Source organism: Paraburkholderia sp. BL10I2N1 (assembly GCF_004361815.1).
Taxonomy (GTDB): Bacteria; Pseudomonadota; Gammaproteobacteria; order Burkholderiales; family Burkholderiaceae; genus Paraburkholderia.
This window is the reverse complement of record NZ_SNWA01000002.1, coordinates 2,346,836-2,368,008: the sequence shown is the minus strand read 5'-3', so window position 1 is coordinate 2,368,008 and position 21,173 is coordinate 2,346,836. Positions and strand designations below refer to the sequence as shown.

Genomic DNA, 21,173 nt, shown 5'->3' with positions numbered 1-21,173 from the left:
GTCTGCCTCACTCTGTCGAAACGGGGCGATCCTCGTCGTGCAGCGCGGCATGCAGCGTATGCCAGGCCAGCGTCGCGCATTTCACACGCTCGGGAAATTCACGCACGCCGGACAGCACCGCCAGCTTGCCCATCTCCGGCGCGGCTGCCGCCTGCCCTGCTGTGGGTGTTGTCACCATGTCGTGAAAGCGCCCGAACAGCGCTTCGGCCTCTGCTTCCGTTTTGCCTTTCAGCGCCTCGGTCATCAGCGACGCCGACGCTGTCGCAATCGCACAGCCTGCGCCTTCGAAACTCGCCTCTTTGACAACGCCATCTTCGATTCGCAGATAGAGCGTGATCTGGTCGCCGCACAACGGGTTATAGCCCTCGGCCCTGTGATTGGCACCGGACAGTCCATGACAATTACGCGGCCGCCGGTAGTGGTCGAAGATGACTTCCTGATACAGATCGCGCAGATCGCTCATGTTCCGAATATCTCCCTGACCTTGCCGAGGCCGTCGATCAGCGTGTCGATATCCTGGTGCGTGTTGTAGAGGGCGAGCGACGCGCGCACGGTCGCTGGTATGCCGAACCGCTGCATCACCGGCATCGCGCAGTGGTGGCCCGCACGCACAGCGACACCATGTCGATCAAGAATCGTGCCGACATCGTGTGCATGCACGCCGTCGAGCACGAATGACAGGATGCTCGCCTTGTCGCGTGCCGTACCGATCAGACGCAAGCCCGGTATCGCCAGCAATGCATCTGTTGCATAAGCGAGCAGGTCGTTCTCGTGCGCGGCGATAATTTCCATGCCGATGCTGTCGACATAGTCGAGTGCCGCGCCCAGCGCAATCGCACCGGCAATGTTCGGGGTGCCCGCCTCGAACTTCCACGGAATCGCGTTGTATTCCGTTTTCTCGAACGTCACCGAGCGGATCATGTCGCCGCCGCCCTGCCACGGTGGCATCGCCTCAAGGATCGCAGCCTTGGCGTACAGCACGCCGATACCGGTTGGCCCGTAAACCTTATGCCCAGAGAACGCGTAGAAATCGCAATCGAGCGCGCGGACGTCGACCGGCAGATGCGCGATCGCTTGTGCGCCATCCAGCAGCACCGGCACGCTGCGCGCGTGCGCCGCCGCAATGATGCGCGCCACCGGATTGATACTGCCGAGGGCGTTAGCCAGGTGCGTCATCGCGACCAGCCGCGTACGTTCACTGAACAAGCGCTCGTACGCGTCGGCATCGAGCGCGCCCGTATCGTCGATCGGCACGACTCTCAGCGCCGCGCCCGTCTGCTTGCAGACCAGCTGCCACGGCACAATGTTCGAATGATGCTCCATCGCGCTGATCAGGATTTCGTCGCCGGGCTTGAGGTGTGGGCGCGCATAGCTCTGCGCGACGAGATTGATCGCTTCGGTCGTGCCACGCACGAACACGACCTCCTCTGGACGCCGTGCATTGATGAAGCGTGCGATTTTCGCACGTGCTGCTTCGAATGCATCGGTCGCGCGCTGCGACAGCAGATGTACGCCGCGGTGCACGTTGGCGTTGCTATGCTGATAGTAAGCGCTTTCCGCGGAGATGACCGAAGCAGGTTTTTGCGTAGTGGCGCCATTGTCGAGATAGACCAACGGCCGACCATGCACGCGCTCGCCCAGAATCGGAAAATCGGTTCGCCAGTGCTCGACATTGCGCGGATCAGGCGTCTGCATCTGTTCGATCGGCTTCATAGCAACTCCCTGATCCGATCGCCTTCCGGGGTGCGCGCGAGCAGCAGATTTTCGAGCCGGCTGCGCAGCGAATCGATGCGCACACGTTCGACAATGTCGCGCGCAAATGCGTATGTCAGTAGCGCCCGCGCCATGCGCTCTTCGACGCCACGCGCACGCAGATAGAACAACTGGCTCTCGTCCAGCTGGCCGACCGTCGCGCCGTGTGTGCATTTCACATCGTCGGCGTAGATCTCAAGTTGCGGCTTCGTGTCGATTTCCGCGTCGCGCGACAGCAGTAGGTTGTGATTCGCCTGATGCGTGTCCGTTTGCTGCGCATCGCGATGCACGATGACGCGCCCGTTGAACACGCCGCGCGAGGCGCCGTCGAGCACGCCGCGGTAGTATTCGCGACTCGTGCCATGCGGCTCTGCGTGATCGATGCGCGTGTGGTGATCGACGTGCTGCCGGCCACCAACGAAATAGAGACCGTTCAACGTGGCTTGCGCGTTCGCGGCGTTTAGGCTCGTACAGATGCCCGCGCGCGACAATGCGCCACCGAACGCGAACGCATGCGATGCAAAACAGCTGGCGCGTTGCTGCGCAACACCGATCGACGCGATATGAAAAGCCTTCGAGCCTTCCTGCTGCAACCGGTAGTGCCGCACGTCCGCCTGTTCGTCTACGACGATGCGGGTAACTGCATTAGTCCAGTACGCGTCGTCGCCGAGCCCGACAAAGTGCTCGACGATCGTGCAGCCCGAGCGTGCTCCTGCAAGCACAACATTGAACGGCTGCACCGCAAGACCCGCTTCGTCGGTCAGAAACAGTATCTGCAGCGGTTGATCGATGACCTCGCCAGGCGGCAGCACGACGGCAAACCCATCCGTCATAAACGCCGCGTTTAGCGCGGCAAAGCCGTCAGCATATGCCTGGGAGGCGATCGCTGCTTCCAGCCGTTGCGGCATTTCTCTCAACGCCCGGGTGAGCGAGCCCACAAATACCCCGTGTGGCAAACTATTCAGTTTCGACAGCCGCGGCACATGCCGACCGTTGAAAAAGACCAGTCGATGCCCGGCGGGGTCCAGCACGAGTTCATCGATGACGTGCCGCACGTCGCTATCGTCGGTGCGTTGTGCCCTGAACTGCCAGGGGCGTTTCCCGATAGTCGATACATTCGTGTACTTCCAGTCCTCGTGCCGCGTGGTCGGCAAACCAAGCGCGTCGAACTGGTCGAATGCGCTTCGACGCGCGGCGCGCAGCCACGGCAACTCGGCGCCAGGCAAGGTCTTCGCGAGTTGCCCAAAAGCCTGGTGGAAGTAGTCAAGAGATTCGTTTTTCATGGATGCCCCGCACTCGCTGCACGGGCCGATTGCACAGACTCACCCTCGATCCAGCCATAGCCCTTGCGTTCCAGCTCCAGGGCCAGTTCACGTGACCCCGACCTCACGATCCGGCCGTTCGCCAGCACATGCACGCGATCTGGCACGATGTAATCCAGCAGTCGTTGATAGTGCGTAACCAGCACGATCGCCCGTTCGGGACTGCGCATGCTGTTGACGCTCTGCGCGACGATCTGCAATGCATCGATATCGAGTCCGGAATCCGTTTCGTCGAGAATGGCGAGCCGGGGCTGAAGCACCGCCATCTGCAGGATCTCGTTGCGCTTCTTTTCTCCGCCGGAAAAGCCTTCGTTCACTGCGCGATACAGCAGACTCTCGTCCATCTGCATCAGCGTCATTCTGTCCTTGACCAGTTGCAGAAATTCCATCGCGTCGAGTTCCGGCTCGCCACGATGCCGGCGCTGCGCGTTCAACGCCGCCTTCAGCAGATAAACGTTGCTCACACCGGGTATCTCAACGGGATACTGGAACGCCAGAAAAAGTCCTTCGTGCGCGCGTTCTTCGGGCGAGAGCGTCAGCAGATCGCGACCGAGGTATGAGACCTCGCCGTCCGTGACGACAAAGTCTTCGCGCCCAGCCAGCACATGGGCGAGCGTGCTCTTGCCCGAGCCGTTCGGGCCCATGATCGCGTGCACCTCACCGACCTTCACGCTCAGATCGATACCGCACAGAATTTTCTTGCCGTCGACTTCGACTTGCAGATTGCTGATTTCAAGCATGGTCCGAATCCCTCGCGAATCGCCGCGGCTATCCCACACCGCCTTCCAGGCTGACGCCGAGCAGCTTCTGCGCCTCGACGGCAAACTCCATCGGCAGCTCCTTGAAGACTTCCTTGCAGAAGCCGTTCACGATCATCGACACCGCATCTTCCGGCGACAACCCACGCTGCCGGCAATAGAACAACTGGTCTTCGCCGATGCGTGACGTCGATGCTTCGTGTTCGACCTTCGCGGTCGGGTTCTTGACCTCGATATAGGGGAAGGTGTGCGCGCTGCAACGGTCGCCGAGCAAAAGCGAATCGCACTGCGTGTAATTGCGCGCACCTTCGGCCGCTCGGGCGACCTTCACGAGACCGCGATACGCGTTCTTTCCGCGGCCCGCTGAAATCCCCTTCGACAGAATCGTGCTGCGCGTATTGCGGCCGAGGTGAACCATCTTCGTCCCGGTATCGGCCTGTTGATAGTGGTTGGTCAGCGCGACCGAATAGAATTCACCGACCGAGTTGTCGCCCTGCATAATCACGCTCGGGTACTTCCACGTGATCGCCGAACCGGTTTCCACCTGAGTCCACGAAATCCTCGAATTCGCCTCGCGGCAGTCGCCACGTTTGGTCACGAAGTTGTAGATGCCGCCCTTGCCCGATGCGTCGCCCGGATACCAGTTCTGTACCGTCGAGTAGCGGATCCGCGCCCCTTCCAGCGCAATCAGCTCAACGACCGCGGCATGCAGCTGATTTTCGTCGCGCATCGGTGCGGTGCAGCCTTCCAGGTAGCTCACATACGCACCCTTGTCCGCGATGATCAGCGTGCGCTCAAACTGCCCGGTGTTCTGCGCGTTGATGCGGAAGTAGGTAGACAGCTCCATCGGGCAGCGCACGCCCGGCGGGATGTAGCAGAACGAGCCGTCGCTGAACACGGCGGAATTCAGCGCAGCGAAGAAATTGTCGGTGTGCGGCACCACCGAGCCGAGATACTTCTGCACCAGTTCGGGGTGATGCTGCACGGCATCCGAGAACGAACAGAACACAATCCCGAGTTCCGCCAGCTTTTCGCGGAATGTCGTTGCTACCGAGACGCTGTCAAATACCGCATCCACCGCGACGCCGGCCAGGAGTTCGCGTTCCTTCAGCGGCACGCCCAGCTTTTCATAGGTACGCAGCAATTCCGGATCGACTTCATCGAGACTCTTCGGACGATTCTTCTGCGCGAGCGGCGCGGAATAATAGACGATGCTCTGGTAGTCGATCGGCGGATGTACGACCGTCGCCCAATGCGGCTCGATCATCGTGAGCCAGTGGCGATAGGCCGCGAGACGCCATTCGAGCATGAACGCCGGCTCGTCTTTCTTCGCCGAAATGAGCCGGACCACGTCCTCGCTCAGCCCGTGCGGCAGCGCGTCGGCTTCCAGATCGGTCACGAAGCCATGCTGGTATTCGCGGCTGATCAGTTCATCGAAACCGGTTTTGGATGCGCTCATGCGTGGCCTCCGTCAATCGACTTGCGCGCCAGCGTCGCGCCCGCGCGGTGGCCGGGGATACTACGCGCGCGGATCGAGCTGATATCGACCGCGCGCAAAGTGGGGCCCGCCATGTCCGCCAGCGTAACCTGCTGCAACGCTTCGTAGATCAGGCGATTGACCTTCTGCCAGTTGGCGCGCACCGTGCACGCCGCCTCGTGGATACACAGGCCCGGCGTGGTGCTGCATTCGGTCATCCCGATCGGGCCGTCGACCGCGGTGATCACTTCCGCCAGCGTGATCCGCCAGGGCGGCCGCGGCAGCAGGTAACCGCCGTTCGTGCCGCGCAGTGACTCCACGACACCACCCCGCGTCAGCACTTTCAGCACCTTTGACACCGTAGGCATCGCGACGCCAGTAACCGCCGCAATGCTGCTTGCGCTGTGGACGGCATCCGGATCCCGCGCCATCACGGTCATGATCACCGTGCCGTAGTCGGCAAGTTTGCTCATACGCAGCATCGGAATACCTCCGCTTGAATCAGAACCTAAATAGTCCTGGTTAGATTGAAAGGGAATCCGCACGTTTGCAATCAAAAACGCCATGCTGCGTGGGGATTCCTTGCCGCGTCGCCGACCCCTTCCCGTTTGTCGAGAAGCATTCTGACGTACGACGCGTACGTTGATTTCATTCTAGACCTTATGCAAGACCTTGTCGGAGCATGGGTCTTCGTAACGTTCGGCTCCGGTCAGACATGCCCCATCGCCCACGAATACCCGCTGCGTCGCGGAGCGACGTGCATGCCGTTAAAGCCGTGACGATTCAGGACAGCGCGCCCACCCCGGACACTGCCGCGACCACGAATCCACCATGTCTCCCGGCAGTCAAGGAGTTCGTCTACCCGATAGGGATAGCCCGGTCCGTGAAGGCGGGCAGGGCCTTTCTTGCTCATCCACGAAACATTGGCAACCCGACCAAGACTTTAGGGGAGAATTCATGAAGGAACGCCCCATCCTTTTCAGTGGCACGCGGTCGCAGCCGTCTGCCAATGGCGCGATGCGCCAACGCGCAACGTCGCTCAGCCTAAAGCCCCACATCTCCGGCTCCGGCACGCTCGACGGGGTACACGAGGGCGGTATTAATGGCGTCATCGCGGCTGCTGAATTTCTTGGGAATTTTGTGCCTCATCGCCTGTATGAACGTATGAGCGCGATCAACGCTCGAACAAAACGGAAGGTTCCCATAACCCGGGGCCAACTCAAATGCCGTGCAATGGGCGATGTATTCACCTTCCTCGATTACCGTGCAATTCGTCATAACACCTCCACGGTCGCTTCCAAGGAAATTGGAGCACGCGACCAAGGCGACATTTTCATCGCACCACTGGGATCGCCCGTCGCTGCGCCGCTTCCGTCTATGTCCTTCGGCTTACTCATTGCGGTCTCACGCTGGTCAAAATCCGAGCGTAACCCTGCGCCTGCACCATGCCGCCCGCCACCCGCATCGGAAACGTCGCTACCGATTCGTAGGCCGGCGGCGAGAGCGCCTCGCCGGTGGCGAGGGAGAGTGCGCGCCGTGGCGCGGACAGATGATTGCCTCGCCTTCTATCGCGGGCTGTGGTGCAAATCGGACGAGCCGGTTGGACTTGGATTCGAAACTCACATCAGATCAAGGGGGCGGACGCCGGCCTCCGTTTGGCTTCCGACGTGCTCCAGTCCCTGCCTCGCAACTCGTTGATTTTGTCCCTAGCGAACCCCGCTAACCTGATGCAATGGACTCCACCCACCCCTTCACCTGTGTTGTCTCCACGAAAACCGAGAGGCGCTTTCCAGCGCTCTAGTCGCACTTTAAGTGTCTTCGAAGGCATTCGGGGCTGCCGACTTCAAAAACTCATGGCCATCCCAGGTTAGCCGCCAGTCGCTACCCATCGCGCGCACAAGATTTGCGTCAGCCAGCAGGTTCAACTGATACCAGACGCCTCGGTTTGAAACATCGAAGGTATCCTTGACCGCGCCTTCAATGTCAAATTCGCTGAGGTGCGGGGACTTGTTTTCCTCGAGAGTCTTCAATATTGCGAGTGCCAGATTCATATTGCGTTTCACGATCTCCTCCTGTCGTAGATAGGATCACACATCGAGATGGCGACAGGGGTACGACGTTCGCGCAAGCATCCAGGGTGCGGTGTTCGGCACACCTTTTTGTGCTTCCGCGCAGTTCCGCGGAAGGCGCGACACAACGCGACCCGTGCAGGTCCACGATCGACGTTCGTTGGACGAAAGCCACCTGGCTTTCCATCTGACAGAGGGTTTTAGCCGACCAGAAAATCCCCGTGCGGGTCGTCCGCCATCGTGTGTTTGATTGCATTTTCGTGCTCGTCGCGAGTGGCTTCGCGCAGCGACTGCGACAGATCCCCGGCTAGCAACTGCCTCGACCTTGAAATCGGCTTTGTGCCCGGCGCGGATAAGGGTACATCGATAGACCGTGTTTTGTTGTCTTCCGAAAGGCGTCTCTGGGGGGCGCGCATCAAATCAAGGTATACGGCGGGCCGCCGTCTTCTCGCCGGTGGGGGCGCTGATTGCAGAGCCGACCGGCGGAGCCGCAATCGATGTGCTTCCAGCTTCCCCACAGGCTCATGCCACGATCCGGGTGCGCCGGGTGACTTTCCACACCGGTCGCGGGCGCCGCCCGGGATTCAACGCCTGGGTCCCCTCATACCCTCGGTTTCCATCGCAGCATTCCGCTCTTCGCAGGCCTCAATGGGTTCCATGGTCTCATCGATGGAAGCTGTCGCGCGTTCTGTGGCTGCCTTCGCTTCGTCGACAGTGGCGCCGAGTCCTCCGTCGTCGTCGCCCGGGGGCTCCAGCATGTCTCGAAGCATGGCCGCCAACTCCGGTGTGTCCCACGGCGCGCCATGTTGCTTTTTCTTCTTTATGTAGTGCCTGACTTCTGCGTCTTGCTCCGGAGTCAGGGGAAGACCGCGAAAGGTGCTTTGGGGGGTAGCGTCGGCCATGATATTGCTCCCGGATTTGTCTCAATTTGAGTGTAGTCCTGTTGTGGTCAACGAGCCTCAACTATCGGCCTGCGCATCGACTGAACCGTCCATTCGCATCAATTCGTCCTGCGAGCGGACGTTGCCATCGGCACAGATATGTGCCTAGGCGCTATGCGCAATCGCTGCTGATAGCGGCCTGGCTCGCGGCGTCATGCAAACGGAACCCGGTGGCAACACTCGCGGCAGGCGGGACAGGTCGCCTGCGACGAAGGACCCGTACCTTGACGCGATCTCACGGTGCTTATGCAGCATTTGCCAGGAGTCAGCCACTCGGGATCGAAGTCGAATTTCATTCCTCGCAACGATGAAACAGGTTCGTCAGGCGATATCGGCAGACGCCTCCGAATCAAGGTCGGTCCGAGCAAGTCGCAGGTATCTATAGCGGTGCGGAGTTGACGCTTGAAAGAGCAGTCACCTCGCACACGTCGAGAACGATCGACATCATGGCGCAACTGGAAATGATCTAGCCCTCTTTCCAGACAGATTCTCCCAACGCATGTCTGTCTGGAGGTCATAATGCGATCGGCGCATACCGGGAAGCTGCAGGCGGTGGTTCAAACTGCCGAGCAGGCGGGCGGCTATGTCCGGGTGATTACGCGCCTGGACTTTACCTCCCGTGCATTCAGGAGATCGATTTTTTCTGAAGAGGCTTTCGCGACAGCAGCTGCCGAAGAAGACGCGGGCGTCGCGTCTGAAGGCGACGCCCGTGAAAAATATTGAATAGGCGCCGTCTATAGCTTTTCGCGCCTTGCGGCGGTTCGGGAACCGGAGGTCTTCATGCAGCGAACGGTCGAATATCGCGGATTCAAAATTCATGTTGATTTGCTGGCCACATCGAAGGACATGTTCGACGTCTTTTTTCGTATCGAAGGACCCATCAAACCTCCCATGACAGCGCTCGGCGAGCGCATCAAGATCCGGGGCGGCCCGTTTTCCCGTCGCTGGGCCTACTTTGTTGCGGAGATCGCCGGCCAGGCCGCTATCGACGTAATCCTTGGCCCTGCTGAGTAGACGCAAACTCCGGGAGCGCGGTACCTCGCGGTGAGAACCTTGCACGCTCCGCGTGTGCTGCGTTTCGTCGGGTGCCAGGACGCCTCGAAACCCCCGATGGAGGCAATCATGGCTGACATCCTGGAAGGCGGAAAGCTGCGCAATTACGGTCAGACTGTTCCGTTCGGCTTGACGGCCAACCGACCGTCTGCGCGATGCCCTGTAGCGCGCTGCTTGTTGTACCCGGGTGCGCGACGCATCCGCCGGCGCCAATCCCGCCAGTTGTCCACGCCGAGGCCGTCGAAGTGAAGACACAGATTCTTCTGCCGTGTATCGACAGGATATCGACCGTACCGGTGTTCCTGGACGGTGCAGATCTGCTGACCGCACCGAACGGCGTGGCCGTTGACCGGCTATGGCGGGATCACATTCAGCGTCAGAACCGGGAGAACGAGTTGAGGGCGCTGCTGGCGGCCTGTGTCGCGCGACCCGTACAACGGTAGGTAGCGGCCCTTCCGAACGGATGGGCCGGAGCGCCCGGAGATCTAATCGGAACACAGGGCGCCATCTGAACAGATCACCCTGTGCATATGCGGTTTCGATCTTTCCTTGATGAAGCGTCGACATGACACGAGAAAGTCGTTGCGTATTCCTACATGAAGCGTCTAATAGAGCATGCATGCAGACTTCGTCGGCTATCACTCGTACAAAATACACCGCCAGCATTGCGTTGCACAGTGAGCGTCAGTCGGCGCTCCGCTCGAAGGAGCAGGTCATGCAATATCCGCTGTATGTCCACCGGGATGGCGATACTGGCTTTCGCGCCAATTTCCCCGATTTTCCCAGTGCCGATGCGAGTGGCGATTCGTTTGACGAACTGACGCACAACGCCCAGGAGGCTGTGGAGGTGATGTACGACCGCAGCGAGCAGCTCATACCGGCCCCTACATGCAATACATCGGAATTGCGTGCGCTCGAAATGGACGACGGCGACGGAATCTGGGTGTTTGTCGACATTAATCTGACGCGGGTGACGTCGAAAGCCGTGGGCCTTCAACTCAGCCTGCTGGAGAGCCTTCTGCAGCAGGTCGATGCAGCGGCAAAAGAGCGTCACATGACGCGCTCCGCGTTCATCACACTGGCGGTCGTCCATGAACTGGAGAAGCAATAAGGGTAGCAATCGCCTTGCTGTTCAGTTTATGGACAGGACTCGTAGGCGCACGGTGTCCGTCGCGCTACAACGGACGTTACAAATTGAATCCGAACGTAGGATGTGCCGCTTCGTCTCAACTATAGAGACGGCGGGAATGGAAGTGGCGAAACGGTCTGCCTCACCGAGGGAGTACAGCATGATTGAAGACCATGTGAATGCGGAAGAAGTAGCGGAGAACACGAAACAGAGGGAAGCGGCGGAGAATGCGACAGATGATGGCATGCCCGTCGCGCCAGAAAGCAAGCCGGGAGACGTTGACGGTGCTCAGGACATAACACCGAAACAATGGGTGAAAAGCGCAAGGAAGTGGCCAGGGATGGCAGGTGCCTTTATGCAATCGGGAAGGCCGGTGCTCGTTAATCGGGACGCTGCCCAGCCTTGAGGTGGCAGAATTGGAGAGACCGGCGAAGCGCCGGTCTTTTGTTTCCGGGACGCGGATACTTTGGATTGGATATCTGTGATTGGGGCGTCGCGCCTAGACTACAGCATGCAGCTGCGAGAAGATGATCGCACGAAACAAGGATCGGAGAATGGGCACGGCTGCTGCCAGTTCTCTCACCCGTTTCAACATCGTTCCAATTCTGGCCGCAGCACACTGAAGTCTTCTCACAAATCGCGAAGACTTAACTTTTTAGTTACTAAAATATAAACATGGTTCTGACCTCAGAGGAGGCTGCCATGAGCCAGTCAATGATCAGTCTTGTAGTGGGGATCGCGGTGCTGCTATGCATTGCGATATTTGCAGCGGCGCGGTACAGGCGAGAACACAAAGACGAGCCGGTTACCCGTTGGCTAGACACGCATCCAATCCGGGACTGGATGTGCCATAAGCACTGAATTGCCACAACATATGATTTTCGGAAGCGCTGGGGTGCGCGAGTGCAATTTCTCTACTGCGTAGTCTGTCGCCTCGAGTAAATCGGGAATAGATAGAAAAGGTTGATATGACGTACGCAATGTGGGGCATTTTGATCGGGCTGGCGCTGATGTTCGGTGCGTCGCTGCGGCCGTATAGGCACAACCTCCTGCGGAAGCGGGAGATCCATTGGCTGGATGAACACCATGTACCGGACAGGCTACGCAAGCAATTCAGATCGTAGCCCCCGAAATGACACGCGCTGGGCAGACTGCCCAGTTGCAAAGACTGTTTCATGAAGGAGTTGGCGAAATTACGCAGGCAGGTCGCACGATGAAGCTGTGGCAGCGCGGAACAAGCAGAAACAAAAGGCGCAGGAACAGGCAGGCGGCGAGATGGCGATAGAAGGGACGGAGGCCGACGCGGAACATAGTTGCGGCGAACTGTCCGAGCGGGGCAAGCAGGTTTGGCGAAGTGGTGGCGGGATCAACGGCGGGGGGAAGGAATGATGTGGCCTTGTCAATCTAGAGCGACGCGGCCGGCGTAATGCATTCGCCCCACATCGTTCATGAATCGGGAAACCGGCATCGAGTGGCTCCGGTGAACATGCACAGGGTGGCAAAAGGCACTGCGCAGGACGCTCGCGGCAGCGAGCGGTCCCCGATCTGATAACCCGCCCGCATGGTGCCCACTGAGACTACGCGGCGGTCCTGAAGGGCGTCAGCGTGGCCCCTGCCACAACGCGCCCTGCAATCGCCGGTGTTAGCGGCGGATTCAAGCCGTCAACCGTTGAGCTTGGAATCAGGATCGTCGCCCCGCGTTTCCTGGTCGTTTCATAGATGATGTTCATTGCTCGCAACTGAAGCGTACCCGGATGGTTATCGTAGACCTGCGCCGCCTCGACAAACTTCGCAACGATCTCAGTGTTGATTTCCACCGAATTCTGACCCACCGGGTGGGTCAATTCTGAGTGAAAATCAACAACGGAAAACTTTATCCACGGGTGGCCGTCCGCTTACTGGCGTCGATGTCGAACGTCCGAAACTGGCCGACGGCTGCTGTGGGCGCTGGTGCCGCGAAGCAGCCCTTCGCCGGAATTCGCCGTTCATCCATCGCCTGCTTTGGGCGAACAGGCGAACATGGGGAACTGCGGCTCCCGGCCGAGGGTGTGTCAAAACGTCTGCCTTCGTCGTCAAGTGTGGAAGTCGACCCACCAGAACGCTCCGTGTTGGCTTCGCGGCACTCGGGGAGGGGTAAAGTGACACCCCAAAACCTAAGAATTTTGAGTTTTCACACACCCTCGGCCACATTCAGCCATTCGTCCAATGCATTCAACGGACACTCGAACGTCGCCTCGTCCACGGCAGCGGACATTTGGGATCGATCGGTCGTCGCAAGTCAGTACACGGCAAGTTTCCGTTGTAGACGGTTCCCTGCCCCGTAGTTATCAGCGGTTGTGCAATGTCGTGACTCGGCGTTGGCTTCGCGCGTATGCCATCGGCACCATGCCGATATGGACACTAACGAAATCCGACGACTGATTGTCAACCTGATCCGCAAGGGCGCGATCATGGATCGTTAATCACAGCTGCGCACGCGCTTCGGCTTACACCCGCTGCCTCATCCAGCATGCGATGCTCATGCGATCGCGCGTGGCGGGCAGCACCTCGTGTTCAAACTGTGCCGAGAGAAACAACAGCAGCGTTCCGGCGCGCGGAAAGACGTCGTGATATGACTGATCGGCAAGGTAGAGCCGCAGTGCGCCGCCCTCGGCGTCCTGCCACGCTTCGGTGAGGTAGAACACGGCGGAGATCACGCGGCTGTCGTTGTTGCGCAGGCAGTCGAGGCGGCGTGCGTACCCGGCGCCTGGCCGATATACCGCGTAGTGCGATTCGCTATCGACCAGGCCGAGAAACAGGTCGCGGTTGAGCGCGATCCGTAGCGCTTCGATACGATTGGCGAACACCTGCTGCCGCGTGCTCAGCGCCTCAGGTACGAACCAGTGCGTGCTATCGCCGCGCAAAAGCGTGGCAGCGCGATCGGCCCCTACACGGGCTGGTGTCAGCAGCTGCGCGTCGTGCATGGCCGTGTTTACGCCGACCGAAAATTCAGCCACATGTAGGGATCGCGCCGACTGAAAATTGAGCCGGGCAATCAACCTATCCTGCTAGTTTTTCTGGCAGGGTGTTTGGGGATGATCCCGATGACGATGATTGGCAAGGTGCGGCGGATGTTCCACCGCCAGAACAAGTCGGTACGCGAGATAGCGCGTCTCACAAGCCTGTCGCGCAACACGATTAGTAAATATCTGAACATGGATGTTCAGGAGGAGCCGAAGTATCAGCGGCGCGCCCAGCCGACCCGGTTGACGCCGTTTCATGAGGTGCTGGTGCAGGCGCTCAATGTCGACGCGCGGCGGTGGCACGCCAGCCACGTCTCGACCGTCTGGTCGAACACCAGCTCGACGTACTGATGACGCGACCAGCACAGTGTCATGACGAAGAACCATGTCTTGAGCGCCTGTCCGGACTCGTGCGCAAGCGCCGGGCCGGCGCCGAAGTCGACCTGTGCAGCGTCGGCTAATCTGAAGGAGGCCGTAATCGGAAGGACACTGGCGAGTTCCCGGCCAGTCCGCATTCTTCCGCGATTCTGCTTTCCATTAGGGGCACGTGGCATCCTCAGGGTTGGTCATGTCCGAGGAGGTTCCCATGTACGCTCCGCTATCAACTGATGAGATGTTGATCGAGAAACTGCTGGCTCATCTGAGGGCCGAGGGGTATTCCCAACGAGTCCAGCAGTGGTATCCGGCTCGCGTACGTCAGCTGCTGGATTACTGCAACCGTAATGGACTGTCGATCGAAACCGTTCGTTCGGGGCACGTGACGCGGTTCTTGCGCGGGCAATATCGGCTCTCGCGGAAACGGTACAGCAGGTTGCCACCGTTTCAGAAATGGCGACATCGATACACCGGTGCCATCAATATGATGCTTCGTCTTGTGCATGGAGCATGGCCGGTTCCGGACCCACCACGCACCGTGCTCGAAGTTTTTCATCGCGATATCGTCAAGGACTACGACACGTGGTTGCGCGACCTGCGTGGTCTGCACCCACTGACACGAGCCAAGCGCACCAAGCATGCGTTGCAATTCCTAACTTCACTCGGGCAGAGAGCAGACCAGCAGGGGCTTGCTGATCTGAGTGTTTGCGACCTTGACGCGTACTTGAAGCAATGTTGTGACGGACTACGGCGCGGATCCATCGGAGATCGAACCGTCTGCCTCCGTGATTTCGTTCGCCACTTGTGGCGCACAGGCCTCACGGCCATCGATCTTAGTGGCACAGTGATTGGGCCGCACATCTACGAGCACGAAGACATTCCAGCCGCCCTTCGACCAGAAGAAGTGCAGCGCGTTCTCGAGGTGACTCGGAAGGATCTCTCACCAGTCGGTCTGCGCGATTACGCCATCCTGATCCTGTTGTCGACCTACGGCTTGCGGGCCGCGGAAGTCGTCAATTTGCGCCTGGACGACCTCGACTGGAGGCGGGATGTTCTTCGCGTGCGCCACTCAAAGACCGGAACCTCCTCCGAGCTTCCATTGCTACGCGACCCGGGCGAAGCCGTGCTCCGATACGTGGAGAAGGCGCGCCCGTCAAGCGTACATCGGGAGGTGTTCCTGCGTATCCAGGCGCCGCACCGCCCGTTCAAGAATGGATCGATCCTCAACTGTGTCACGAGCGCTCGTCTGCGAGCAGCCGGAGTCACTCCGCAAGGAAGGAAAGGCCCCCATGCGTTTCGCCACGCACGCGCTGTGAGCTTGCTCCGATCTGGTGTGCCGCTCAAGATCATCGGCGACATGTTGGGTCACACGTCTGCTGCGGCGACCGCAGAGTATCTGAAGCTCGCGACCGAGGATCTGAGAACCATCGGACTCGATCTGCCAGGAGGAATTTTGCCATGACTGACTTACCGTTCATCGATGCAGCATCCGTCGAGCAATTTTTGCGGGAGCAACGATTTCGTCATCCGGCCACGCACAAGAACTATGCGGGCCTCCTGTGCAACTTCAACAGCTTTCTCGCGAGCCGCGGTGCGATTACTTCACCGGACGTCTCAATTGTGCAGCAATGGTTGAAGGAACACAGTCTCAAGTGGCAGGCACACATCCTCTATCACCGAACTTTCCTGATCGAGCGATATGTCCAGTGGTTGCACGACCATGGACTCATCGCGTCAAACCCATTTTCCGAATTACATCGGCAGTACGGCCCGCGCACCACGCCGATCGTTCGAGCCCTCGTCAGTGAGGATGGCGACGCAGCACTCCAGAAACAGCGCCGGCTCCCTCGCTTCGGAAGTTTCCTTGGAATAGTGATGGATGAGCACATGCGCGTCCTCGGTTATCGCTATCGCACCGAAGAGCAGGGACTGCTGCGCTTCGATCGCTTCCTGCAATACCATCCTGAGCTGGCCGGGCTTACGTTGGCCGAACTCGTCGAACATTGGAGTCAGGAAGAACCGTCACCGTACCACTTGTTCGAAGCTCGGAGAACAGGCCGCGTCGTGTCGAAAGCGATGCACCGGATCGACCCGCGGGTGCCGGTCCTGTCCATCGGCGATGGAGTAGCTCGTGCGGCTCGACAACAGCAGCGATCCCCCTATCTCTACACGGACGATGAGATACAGCGCATTCTGCAGGCGGCGCTGTTGTATCCCTCGCCGAAGGCACCGTGGCGTCCTGTCACCCTCTTCACAATGCTCATGCTTGCCTACTGCGCCGGTCTTCGGGGAGGCGAGGTCGCGCGTCTGGTGCTTGGCGATGTCGATCTGCGTGAGCAGACTCTCGAGATCCGTGAGACGAAGTTTTTCAAGCGACGTCGCTTGCCTCTGGCCCCTGGAGTCATGACAGTGCTCCAGAACTATCTTGACATGCGTGAGCAAGCCGGTACTCCAACGAATCCTGAGAGCCCACTGTTCTGGAGTCCACAGCGAAACCGCGGCTACACAGTGGGTGGCATACGGCTTGTTCTGACGGATGTCCTGCGACTTGCGAACATCAAACCCGCGCACGGAGCAGTCGGGCCGCGAGTTCACGATCTGCGACATACGATGGTAGGGCATCGGATGCGCGACTGGTACAAGTCGGGAATCGACCCGCAATCCAGGCTTCCCTATCTCGCAACGTACCTCGGACACAAAGACATCCGCTCGACGCTGGTCTATCTGAACATCACACCAGAATTGCTGCAGGAAGCCGGCGAGCGCTTCCGCAGGAATGGCGCAGCAGCTCTCCAGACGAAGGATGGTGTGGTATGAAACCGAATTCACTCGCCTGTTTGTTGCACGCATTCTTTCATGAATGGATGGGCAAGCAGAGGAATCTCTCCCATCATACGGTATGGTCATATCGCGACACGTGGAAGATGTTCCTCCAATTTGCAGCCAGCCGGAGGCGACGGGAGATCGCGCAACTGTCGCTCGCGGACCTGCAGGCCAGCGACGTGATCGAGTTCCTCGACTATCTGGAGAAGGACAGGAAGGTGTCCATCGGCACGCGCAACTGTCGACTTGCCGCCATCCATAGCTTCTTTACCTTCGTCGCCCATCGCGAGCCGCTGGCGATCGCGCAATGCGCAGAGATCGCATATATCCCGGTCAAGAAGAGATCGCGGCCTGCCATGTGCTACATGGATGCCGACGAAATCGCGGCGGTCCTTCGAGAACCCGACCGATCGAGCCCGGAAGGACAGAGGGATCACGCGTTGCTCGCATTCCTGTACAACACGGGAGCACGAATCCAGGAGGCGCTGGATGTATGCCCACGAGCCATCCGTTTTGAATCTCCCGCGCAAGTAGAGCTGCTCGGCAAGGGACGCAGGAGTCGTGTCTGCCCCTTGTGGCCGGAAACGGTTGCCGTAATCAAGGCGTTGCTGAGGCGACAACCGCGTACGGATGACGAGCCTATCTTCGTCAACCGATATGGCCAGCCGCTCAGTGCAGCCGGGGTTCGCTTCAAGCTCAGGCAGTACGTTCAGTCAGCTTCGCGGCACGTGCCATCGCTCGCGACAAAGCGAATCACGCCGCACACGTGGCGTCACAGTGTCGGAGTTCAGCTCGTCGCTGCCGGTGTCGACGTGACGGTGATCCGTAGCTACCTCGGGCACGCGCGACTGGATACGACCAATCACTATGCTCGCGCTAATTTGGATACCAAGCGAAAAGCGCTCGAGCAGGTCGATCCATCAACGAAGCCCGGTCGACCGCCGCGATGGAAGCGGAATCCGGAGCTGCTGACCTGGCTCGAATCGCTGTGAAAAGCATGCGCCCATAATGAGAAGGTCGTGCGTCCTATCAACCAGAAAATTCCGGGACGCCGGCCATTTCCTTCTTATTACGAGGCGCTTCCCATTAGGCGAGGCATTCCAGTTTGACTGGTCCGAGGAAGGACTGGTTGTCGGCGGCATTTACCGCAAGCTGCAGGTGTCGCACATGAAGCTATGTGCGTCGCGGGCGTTCTGGCTGGTTGCCTATCCGAGCCAGGGGCACGAGATGCTGTTCGATGCCCATACGCGCTCGTTCGCGGCCTTCGGCGGGGTGGCCCGCCGGGGCATCTACGACAATATGAAAACAGCCGTAGACAAGGTTCACAAAGGCAAGGGCCGCACGGTCAATCCGCGTTTCGCAGTGATGTGCTCGCACTACCTGTTCGATCCGGACTTCTGCAACGTCGCCAGTGGCTGGGAGAAAGGCGTCGTCGAGAAGAACGTGCAGGACAGCCGTCTGCGCATCTGGATTGAGGCGCGTGCGCAACGCTTCGGCAGTTTCGCCGAACTGAATGCATGGCTGGCGACCCGGTGCCGGTCGTTGTGGGATCAGGTGAAGCACCCGGACTATCGTGACCTGAGCGTCGCCGACGTGTTCGAGCAGGAGCGCGCCCATCTGATGCCGATGCCGACACCGTTTGACGGTTATGTTGAGCGCGCAGCACGGGTGTCGTCGACCTGCCTGGTGGTGATTGGCCGCAATCGCTACTCGGTGCCATGCGAATTTGCAGGCCAGATGCTCAGCACGCGGCTCTATCCGGGCCGTGTTGTGGTGGTGGGCGATGATGCCGTGGTGGCCGCCCATGAGCGACTGGCCGACGAAGGATTGGTGCGATACGACTGGCAGCACTATATCCCGCTAATCCAGCGCAAGCCCGGGGCGCTGCGTAACGGTGCGCCGTTCCAGGACATGCCCGAGCCGCTGCAACGCCTGCGTCGGGCGTTACTACGCGAGCCAGGTGGTGACCGGGTAATGGCGAAGGTTCTGGCGCTGGTCCCCGAACGCGGTCTGGATGCCATAGTGGTTGCAGTCGAGCTTGCATTGGAGCAGGCGCCGCCCTCCGGGCGCGTGAGCGTCGAGCATGTGGTGAACGTGCTGTCGCGCATGCGCAGCGTGCAGATGCCGCCGAAGATCGAAACTGCGCTACAACTGACGACACCGCCGCTGGCTGACACATCGCGCTACGACGGGCTGCGCCCGGCGCTGCAACAGCCGGAGGCCGGTCATGCGTGATCTGATCGTCGAACTCAAACACTTGCGGCTGCACGGCATGGCTGCCGGCTGGGCCGAACTGCTCGAGCAGGTGAATGTCGACGCGGCGTCTTCGCAATGGCTGCTCGAACGGCTGTTGCAGGCCGAGGTCGCGGATCGGGCCGTGCGTTCGGTCAGCCACCAGATGAACGCGGCGAAGTTCCCGGTGCATCGCGACATCGCCGGCTTTGACTTCGATGGCTCGCCGGTCGATCGGCAGCTCGTCACGCAACTGGCCAGCATGACGTTCACCGAGGGCGCGCACAACCTGGTTCTGGTCGGGGGACCGGGCTCGGGCAAAACGCATCTGGCGACCGCCATCGGCGTGTCCGGCATCATGCACCACGGCAAGCGGGTGCGCTTCTACTCGACCGTGGATCTGGCCAACGCACTGGAGCAGGAGAAGGCGCAGGGACGCGCCGGGAGGATCGCGGCGAGCCTGCTGCGCCTCGACCTGGTCATTCTGGACGAACTCGGATATCTGCCCTTCAGCCAGGCCGGCGGGGCGTTGCTATTCCACCTGCTGAGTCGCCTGTACGAGCATACAAGCGTTGCGGTCACAACGAATCTGCACTTCGCCGAATGGTCCAGTGTGTTCGGCGACGCGAAGATGACCACGGCATTGCTGGACCGGCTGACGCATCACTGCCACATCGTGGAAACCGGCAACGAAAGCTACCGTTTCCGCCATAGCAGCGCCAGTGCAAAGAAGCGTATCCGCTCGCGTGAAGCGGTGCGCAGAGCCGACGGTGCGAGCGCGAACGAATCAGCCTGATCGTCGCTTGCCGCGCAGTGGAAGCCGCTACGGGCTACGCCCTTCGCAGCTTCCACTGCGCAATACATCCTCACACGAAGGAGGACAAGCACTCCGCAAACCCATACACTTATCCACAACCGGTCCTGCTTCGGACCGGTCTCCACCCCGGCTCAAAGCTCGGTCGGCGCGGTGGCTCAAAATTCATTCGGCGCGGACACTCATCCCGATCTTTCACCCCCAGGGGCATTGCATCCCCCCCGGGGAGCACATGCCCCTTCACCCGTTCAAGGAGCATGTCATGTCTGTCTACTACTACGATGTCCCTGCTTCAGCTGCGCCGTCATCGGCGCTTCGCCCGGCGTCCCGCGAACAACGTCTGCGTGACGGCCGTCTGGTGGACCTGTCGCGCATCGCCTGCGAGGCCGGTTTCAGGGCGCCTGTCGCGATGTCGAAAGAGGCGTTGCACCTGTGCCTCGCCGGTCTTGCCGACGTCGCTCACGATGCCATTCACTGCCCATGTTCATCCTGTGTTGCGGCCACGCGTCTGTGGTCGATCCTGTGGGCTGCAGCCGCCGAAGTCATGCATCGACACGAAGACAAGGCGGTCTTTTTCAGTGCGCGCCTCGATCCTGACGATGGAAGTGCAGCACCGGCCTCCGAGGTTCATCTGAAACTGGTCATCGATGCGGGAACCACTGACCGTCCGGTCGCAACGATCCTGCTGCCCGACCAGGACTAGCCACATCTGCCTCGTAAGCGGTCAGACCGCTTGCCTTATCGCTTGCCTTATTTACCCGTCGCGGGGACGCTTCCCCGCCAGGGGCATGCTCCGCGAATTTCTTGCTGGAGAACATCATGCAACCTGACTCTGAAGTCCAGACCTCGAACGGCATCGTCAAGGCCGTGTGCGTCCCTGAATCAAAGCGTATAAACACGCTGCCACGCTATTTCGGGCAGCAGTTGATGACGGGTGAGGCAATGGTCTACCAGTCGCTGCAATCCGTCTGTCATGGCTATTCAGGCGGCTTCTGGGACTTCTTCGAACTGTCCAACGGAGGCTTCTACATGGCCCCTCGCCTCGATGAGCCATTGCGCATCCAGTGCGACGGCAATGGCTTCGATGGTGAGATGTCGTGCGACGCCGCCGGCATCGTCGCCTGCCTGACGGCCTTCAATGCCCTTGCCTGGCAAACCCGAGACGCGCACTTCGGTGAGCTCTTCTACCAGCTGCGCGACTTTGCCTCACAACACGTGGAAGCGACATCGATTTTCGCCGCCATCGACTGAGCCGCCGTGCAGTCGTTACCGTCATCAGTTCTTTTGACGAAGCGCGCCCCTGTAGGGGCGCCTTTCCGCACACACAGCGCGGCGCATGAAAGATGTGGCGTGCCTGAACCAGGCCCGGCAGGCGTGACAAAGGGCGTCTGACAGGGATCTGGAGACGGACGAGTAGAGCATTACG

20 protein-coding genes and 4 pseudogenes are annotated in these 21,173 nt (G+C 59.9%); 13 read left to right on the top strand and 11 right to left on the bottom strand.

Features of this window, described 5'->3' with window-relative positions; all coding sequences use genetic code 11:
• Positions 1-7 precede the first annotated feature (7 nt).
• From sufU to B0G77_RS32785, 8 genes are all read right to left on the bottom strand, one after another.
• The gene (gene sufU, locus B0G77_RS32820; RefSeq protein WP_133666003.1) at positions 8-463 is read right to left on the bottom strand and encodes a Fe-S cluster assembly sulfur transfer protein SufU; all 456 of its coding nucleotides are present in this window, start codon (positions 461-463) and stop codon (positions 8-10) included.
• A complete protein-coding gene (locus B0G77_RS32815) occupies positions 460-1,713 on the bottom strand; it encodes a cysteine desulfurase (RefSeq protein WP_133666002.1) in 1,254 nt (417 codons plus the stop codon). The genes sufU and B0G77_RS32815 overlap by 4 nt, the downstream gene beginning before the upstream one ends.
• Positions 1,710-3,035, bottom strand: a complete 1,326-nt coding sequence (gene sufD, locus B0G77_RS32810) for a Fe-S cluster assembly protein SufD (protein ID WP_133666001.1) — start codon at positions 3,033-3,035, stop codon at positions 1,710-1,712. Before sufD ends, B0G77_RS32815 begins: the two co-directional genes overlap by 4 nt.
• Positions 3,032-3,814 carry a Fe-S cluster assembly ATPase SufC gene (gene sufC / locus B0G77_RS32805; protein WP_133666000.1) on the bottom strand — a complete coding sequence of 261 codons (783 nt, stop codon included), beginning with the start codon at positions 3,812-3,814 and terminating at the stop codon, positions 3,032-3,034. The genes sufD and sufC overlap by 4 nt, the downstream gene beginning before the upstream one ends.
• Before the next feature lie 28 nt (positions 3,815-3,842).
• Positions 3,843-5,291 (bottom strand): Fe-S cluster assembly protein SufB, encoded by a 1,449-nt coding sequence (gene sufB / locus B0G77_RS32800; RefSeq protein WP_133665999.1) that lies wholly within the window; start codon positions 5,289-5,291, stop codon positions 3,843-3,845.
• A complete protein-coding gene (locus B0G77_RS32795; protein WP_133665998.1) occupies positions 5,288-5,791 on the bottom strand; it encodes an SUF system Fe-S cluster assembly regulator in 504 nt (167 codons plus the stop codon). The genes sufB and B0G77_RS32795 overlap by 4 nt, the downstream gene beginning before the upstream one ends.
• Positions 5,792-7,117: 1,326 nt before the next feature.
• Positions 7,118-7,372, bottom strand: coding sequence for a DUF2513 domain-containing protein (locus tag B0G77_RS32790; RefSeq protein ID WP_243751312.1), 255 nt, complete (start codon positions 7,370-7,372; stop codon positions 7,118-7,120).
• Between the two features lie 590 nt (positions 7,373-7,962).
• The gene (locus tag B0G77_RS32785) at positions 7,963-8,280 is read right to left on the bottom strand and encodes a hypothetical protein (RefSeq protein ID WP_133665997.1); all 318 of its coding nucleotides are present in this window, start codon (positions 8,278-8,280) and stop codon (positions 7,963-7,965) included.
• A 558-nt stretch (positions 8,281-8,838) separates the two neighbouring features.
• Between B0G77_RS32785 and B0G77_RS32780 the strand changes: the two genes are divergently transcribed.
• From B0G77_RS32780 to B0G77_RS32760, 5 genes are all read left to right on the top strand, one after another.
• Positions 8,839-9,042 (top strand): hypothetical protein, encoded by a 204-nt coding sequence (locus B0G77_RS32780; RefSeq protein ID WP_133665996.1) that lies wholly within the window; start codon positions 8,839-8,841, stop codon positions 9,040-9,042.
• Between the two features lie 57 nt (positions 9,043-9,099).
• Positions 9,100-9,333 (top strand): hypothetical protein, encoded by a 234-nt coding sequence (locus tag B0G77_RS32775; RefSeq protein ID WP_133665995.1) that lies wholly within the window; start codon positions 9,100-9,102, stop codon positions 9,331-9,333.
• 284 nt (positions 9,334-9,617) lie between these two features.
• Positions 9,618-9,815 (top strand): hypothetical protein, encoded by a 198-nt coding sequence (locus B0G77_RS32770; RefSeq protein WP_133665994.1) that lies wholly within the window; start codon positions 9,618-9,620, stop codon positions 9,813-9,815.
• A 272-nt stretch (positions 9,816-10,087) separates the two neighbouring features.
• Entirely contained in the window at positions 10,088-10,483 is a 396-nt protein-coding gene (locus B0G77_RS32765) for a type II toxin-antitoxin system HicB family antitoxin (RefSeq protein WP_133665993.1), read from the top strand.
• Between the two features lie 178 nt (positions 10,484-10,661).
• Complete coding sequence (locus tag B0G77_RS32760; protein ID WP_133665992.1) at positions 10,662-10,907, top strand: hypothetical protein; 246 nt, start codon at positions 10,662-10,664, stop codon at positions 10,905-10,907.
• A 1,171-nt stretch (positions 10,908-12,078) separates the two neighbouring features.
• Here the strand turns inward: B0G77_RS32760 and B0G77_RS32755 are convergent.
• Both B0G77_RS32755 and B0G77_RS32750 read right to left on the bottom strand, forming a co-directional pair.
• Positions 12,079-12,291 (bottom strand): annotated as a pseudogene (locus B0G77_RS32755) (slipin family protein); the annotation flags it as partial.
• A 696-nt stretch (positions 12,292-12,987) separates the two neighbouring features.
• Positions 12,988-13,497: a 2OG-Fe(II) oxygenase gene (locus tag B0G77_RS32750; RefSeq protein WP_208116530.1), complete on the bottom strand. Its 510-nt coding sequence runs from the start codon at positions 13,495-13,497 to the stop codon at positions 12,988-12,990.
• An 87-nt stretch (positions 13,498-13,584) separates the two neighbouring features.
• Between B0G77_RS32750 and B0G77_RS32745 the strand changes: the two are divergent.
• Positions 13,585-13,800, top strand: a pseudogene (locus tag B0G77_RS32745) (IS21 family transposase); the annotation flags it as partial.
• Here the strand turns inward: B0G77_RS32745 and B0G77_RS32740 are convergent.
• A pseudogene (locus B0G77_RS32740) lies at positions 13,791-13,958 on the bottom strand (IS21 family transposase); the annotation flags it as partial. The pseudogenes B0G77_RS32745 and B0G77_RS32740 overlap by 10 nt on opposite strands.
• A 131-nt stretch (positions 13,959-14,089) precedes the next feature.
• On the opposite strand from B0G77_RS32740, the gene B0G77_RS32735 reads away from it, so the two are divergent.
• The 7 genes and pseudogenes from B0G77_RS32735 to B0G77_RS32705 all read left to right on the top strand — a co-directional run bounded on the left by B0G77_RS32735 (position 14,090) and on the right by B0G77_RS32705 (position 20,998).
• The gene (locus B0G77_RS32735; protein ID WP_166656319.1) at positions 14,090-15,340 is read left to right on the top strand and encodes a site-specific integrase; all 1,251 of its coding nucleotides are present in this window, start codon (positions 14,090-14,092) and stop codon (positions 15,338-15,340) included.
• Positions 15,337-16,695 (top strand): tyrosine-type recombinase/integrase, encoded by a 1,359-nt coding sequence (locus B0G77_RS32730; RefSeq protein ID WP_133665990.1) that lies wholly within the window; start codon positions 15,337-15,339, stop codon positions 16,693-16,695. The genes B0G77_RS32735 and B0G77_RS32730 overlap by 4 nt, the downstream gene beginning before the upstream one ends.
• Positions 16,692-17,693, top strand: a complete 1,002-nt coding sequence (locus B0G77_RS32725; RefSeq protein WP_133665989.1) for a tyrosine-type recombinase/integrase — start codon at positions 16,692-16,694, stop codon at positions 17,691-17,693. The genes B0G77_RS32730 and B0G77_RS32725 overlap by 4 nt, the downstream gene beginning before the upstream one ends.
• 94 nt (positions 17,694-17,787) lie before the next feature.
• A pseudogene (istA, locus tag B0G77_RS32720) lies at positions 17,788-18,936 on the top strand (IS21 family transposase); the annotation flags it as partial.
• Positions 18,929-19,729 carry an IS21-like element helper ATPase IstB gene (istB, locus tag B0G77_RS32715; protein WP_133665988.1) on the top strand — a complete coding sequence of 267 codons (801 nt, stop codon included), beginning with the start codon at positions 18,929-18,931 and terminating at the stop codon, positions 19,727-19,729. The pseudogene istA and the gene istB, both read left to right, overlap by 8 nt.
• Before the next feature lie 280 nt (positions 19,730-20,009).
• Positions 20,010-20,450 carry a DUF6573 family protein gene (locus tag B0G77_RS32710; protein ID WP_133665987.1) on the top strand — a complete coding sequence of 147 codons (441 nt, stop codon included), beginning with the start codon at positions 20,010-20,012 and terminating at the stop codon, positions 20,448-20,450.
• A gap of 116 nt (positions 20,451-20,566) precedes the next feature.
• Positions 20,567-20,998, top strand: coding sequence for an antirestriction protein (locus B0G77_RS32705; RefSeq protein WP_133665986.1), 432 nt, complete (start codon positions 20,567-20,569; stop codon positions 20,996-20,998).
• The last annotated feature ends 175 nt before the right edge of the window (positions 20,999-21,173 follow it).

What these genes read in the sequence shown, in the direction of transcription:
- sufC (WP_133666000.1), bottom strand. Translation starts at nt 3,814, where the DNA reads ATGCTTGAAATCAGCAATCTGCAAGTCGAAGTCGACGGCAAGAAAATT.
- sufB (WP_133665999.1), bottom strand. Translation starts at nt 5,291, where the DNA reads ATGAGCGCATCCAAAACCGGTTTCGATGAACTGATCAGCCGCGAATAC.
- B0G77_RS32730 (WP_133665990.1), top strand. Translation starts at nt 15,337, where the DNA reads ATGACTGACTTACCGTTCATCGATGCAGCATCCGTCGAGCAATTTTTG.
- B0G77_RS32760 (WP_133665992.1), top strand. Translation starts at nt 10,662, where the DNA reads ATGATTGAAGACCATGTGAATGCGGAAGAAGTAGCGGAGAACACGAAA.
- B0G77_RS32780 (WP_133665996.1), top strand. Translation starts at nt 8,839, where the DNA reads ATGCGATCGGCGCATACCGGGAAGCTGCAGGCGGTGGTTCAAACTGCC.
- B0G77_RS32735 (WP_166656319.1), top strand. Translation starts at nt 14,090, where the DNA reads ATGTACGCTCCGCTATCAACTGATGAGATGTTGATCGAGAAACTGCTG.
- B0G77_RS32710 (WP_133665987.1), top strand. Translation starts at nt 20,010, where the DNA reads ATGTCTGTCTACTACTACGATGTCCCTGCTTCAGCTGCGCCGTCATCG.
- sufD (WP_133666001.1), bottom strand. Translation starts at nt 3,035, where the DNA reads ATGAAAAACGAATCTCTTGACTACTTCCACCAGGCTTTTGGGCAACTC.
- B0G77_RS32775 (WP_133665995.1), top strand. Translation starts at nt 9,100, where the DNA reads ATGCAGCGAACGGTCGAATATCGCGGATTCAAAATTCATGTTGATTTG.
- B0G77_RS32705 (WP_133665986.1), top strand. Translation starts at nt 20,567, where the DNA reads ATGCAACCTGACTCTGAAGTCCAGACCTCGAACGGCATCGTCAAGGCC.
- B0G77_RS32815 (WP_133666002.1), bottom strand. Translation starts at nt 1,713, where the DNA reads ATGAAGCCGATCGAACAGATGCAGACGCCTGATCCGCGCAATGTCGAG.
- B0G77_RS32725 (WP_133665989.1), top strand. Translation starts at nt 16,692, where the DNA reads ATGAAACCGAATTCACTCGCCTGTTTGTTGCACGCATTCTTTCATGAA.
- B0G77_RS32795 (WP_133665998.1), bottom strand. Translation starts at nt 5,791, where the DNA reads ATGCTGCGTATGAGCAAACTTGCCGACTACGGCACGGTGATCATGACC.
- istB (WP_133665988.1), top strand. Translation starts at nt 18,929, where the DNA reads ATGCGTGATCTGATCGTCGAACTCAAACACTTGCGGCTGCACGGCATG.
- B0G77_RS32765 (WP_133665993.1), top strand. Translation starts at nt 10,088, where the DNA reads ATGCAATATCCGCTGTATGTCCACCGGGATGGCGATACTGGCTTTCGC.
- sufU (WP_133666003.1), bottom strand. Translation starts at nt 463, where the DNA reads ATGAGCGATCTGCGCGATCTGTATCAGGAAGTCATCTTCGACCACTAC.
- B0G77_RS32785 (WP_133665997.1), bottom strand. Translation starts at nt 8,280, where the DNA reads ATGGCCGACGCTACCCCCCAAAGCACCTTTCGCGGTCTTCCCCTGACT.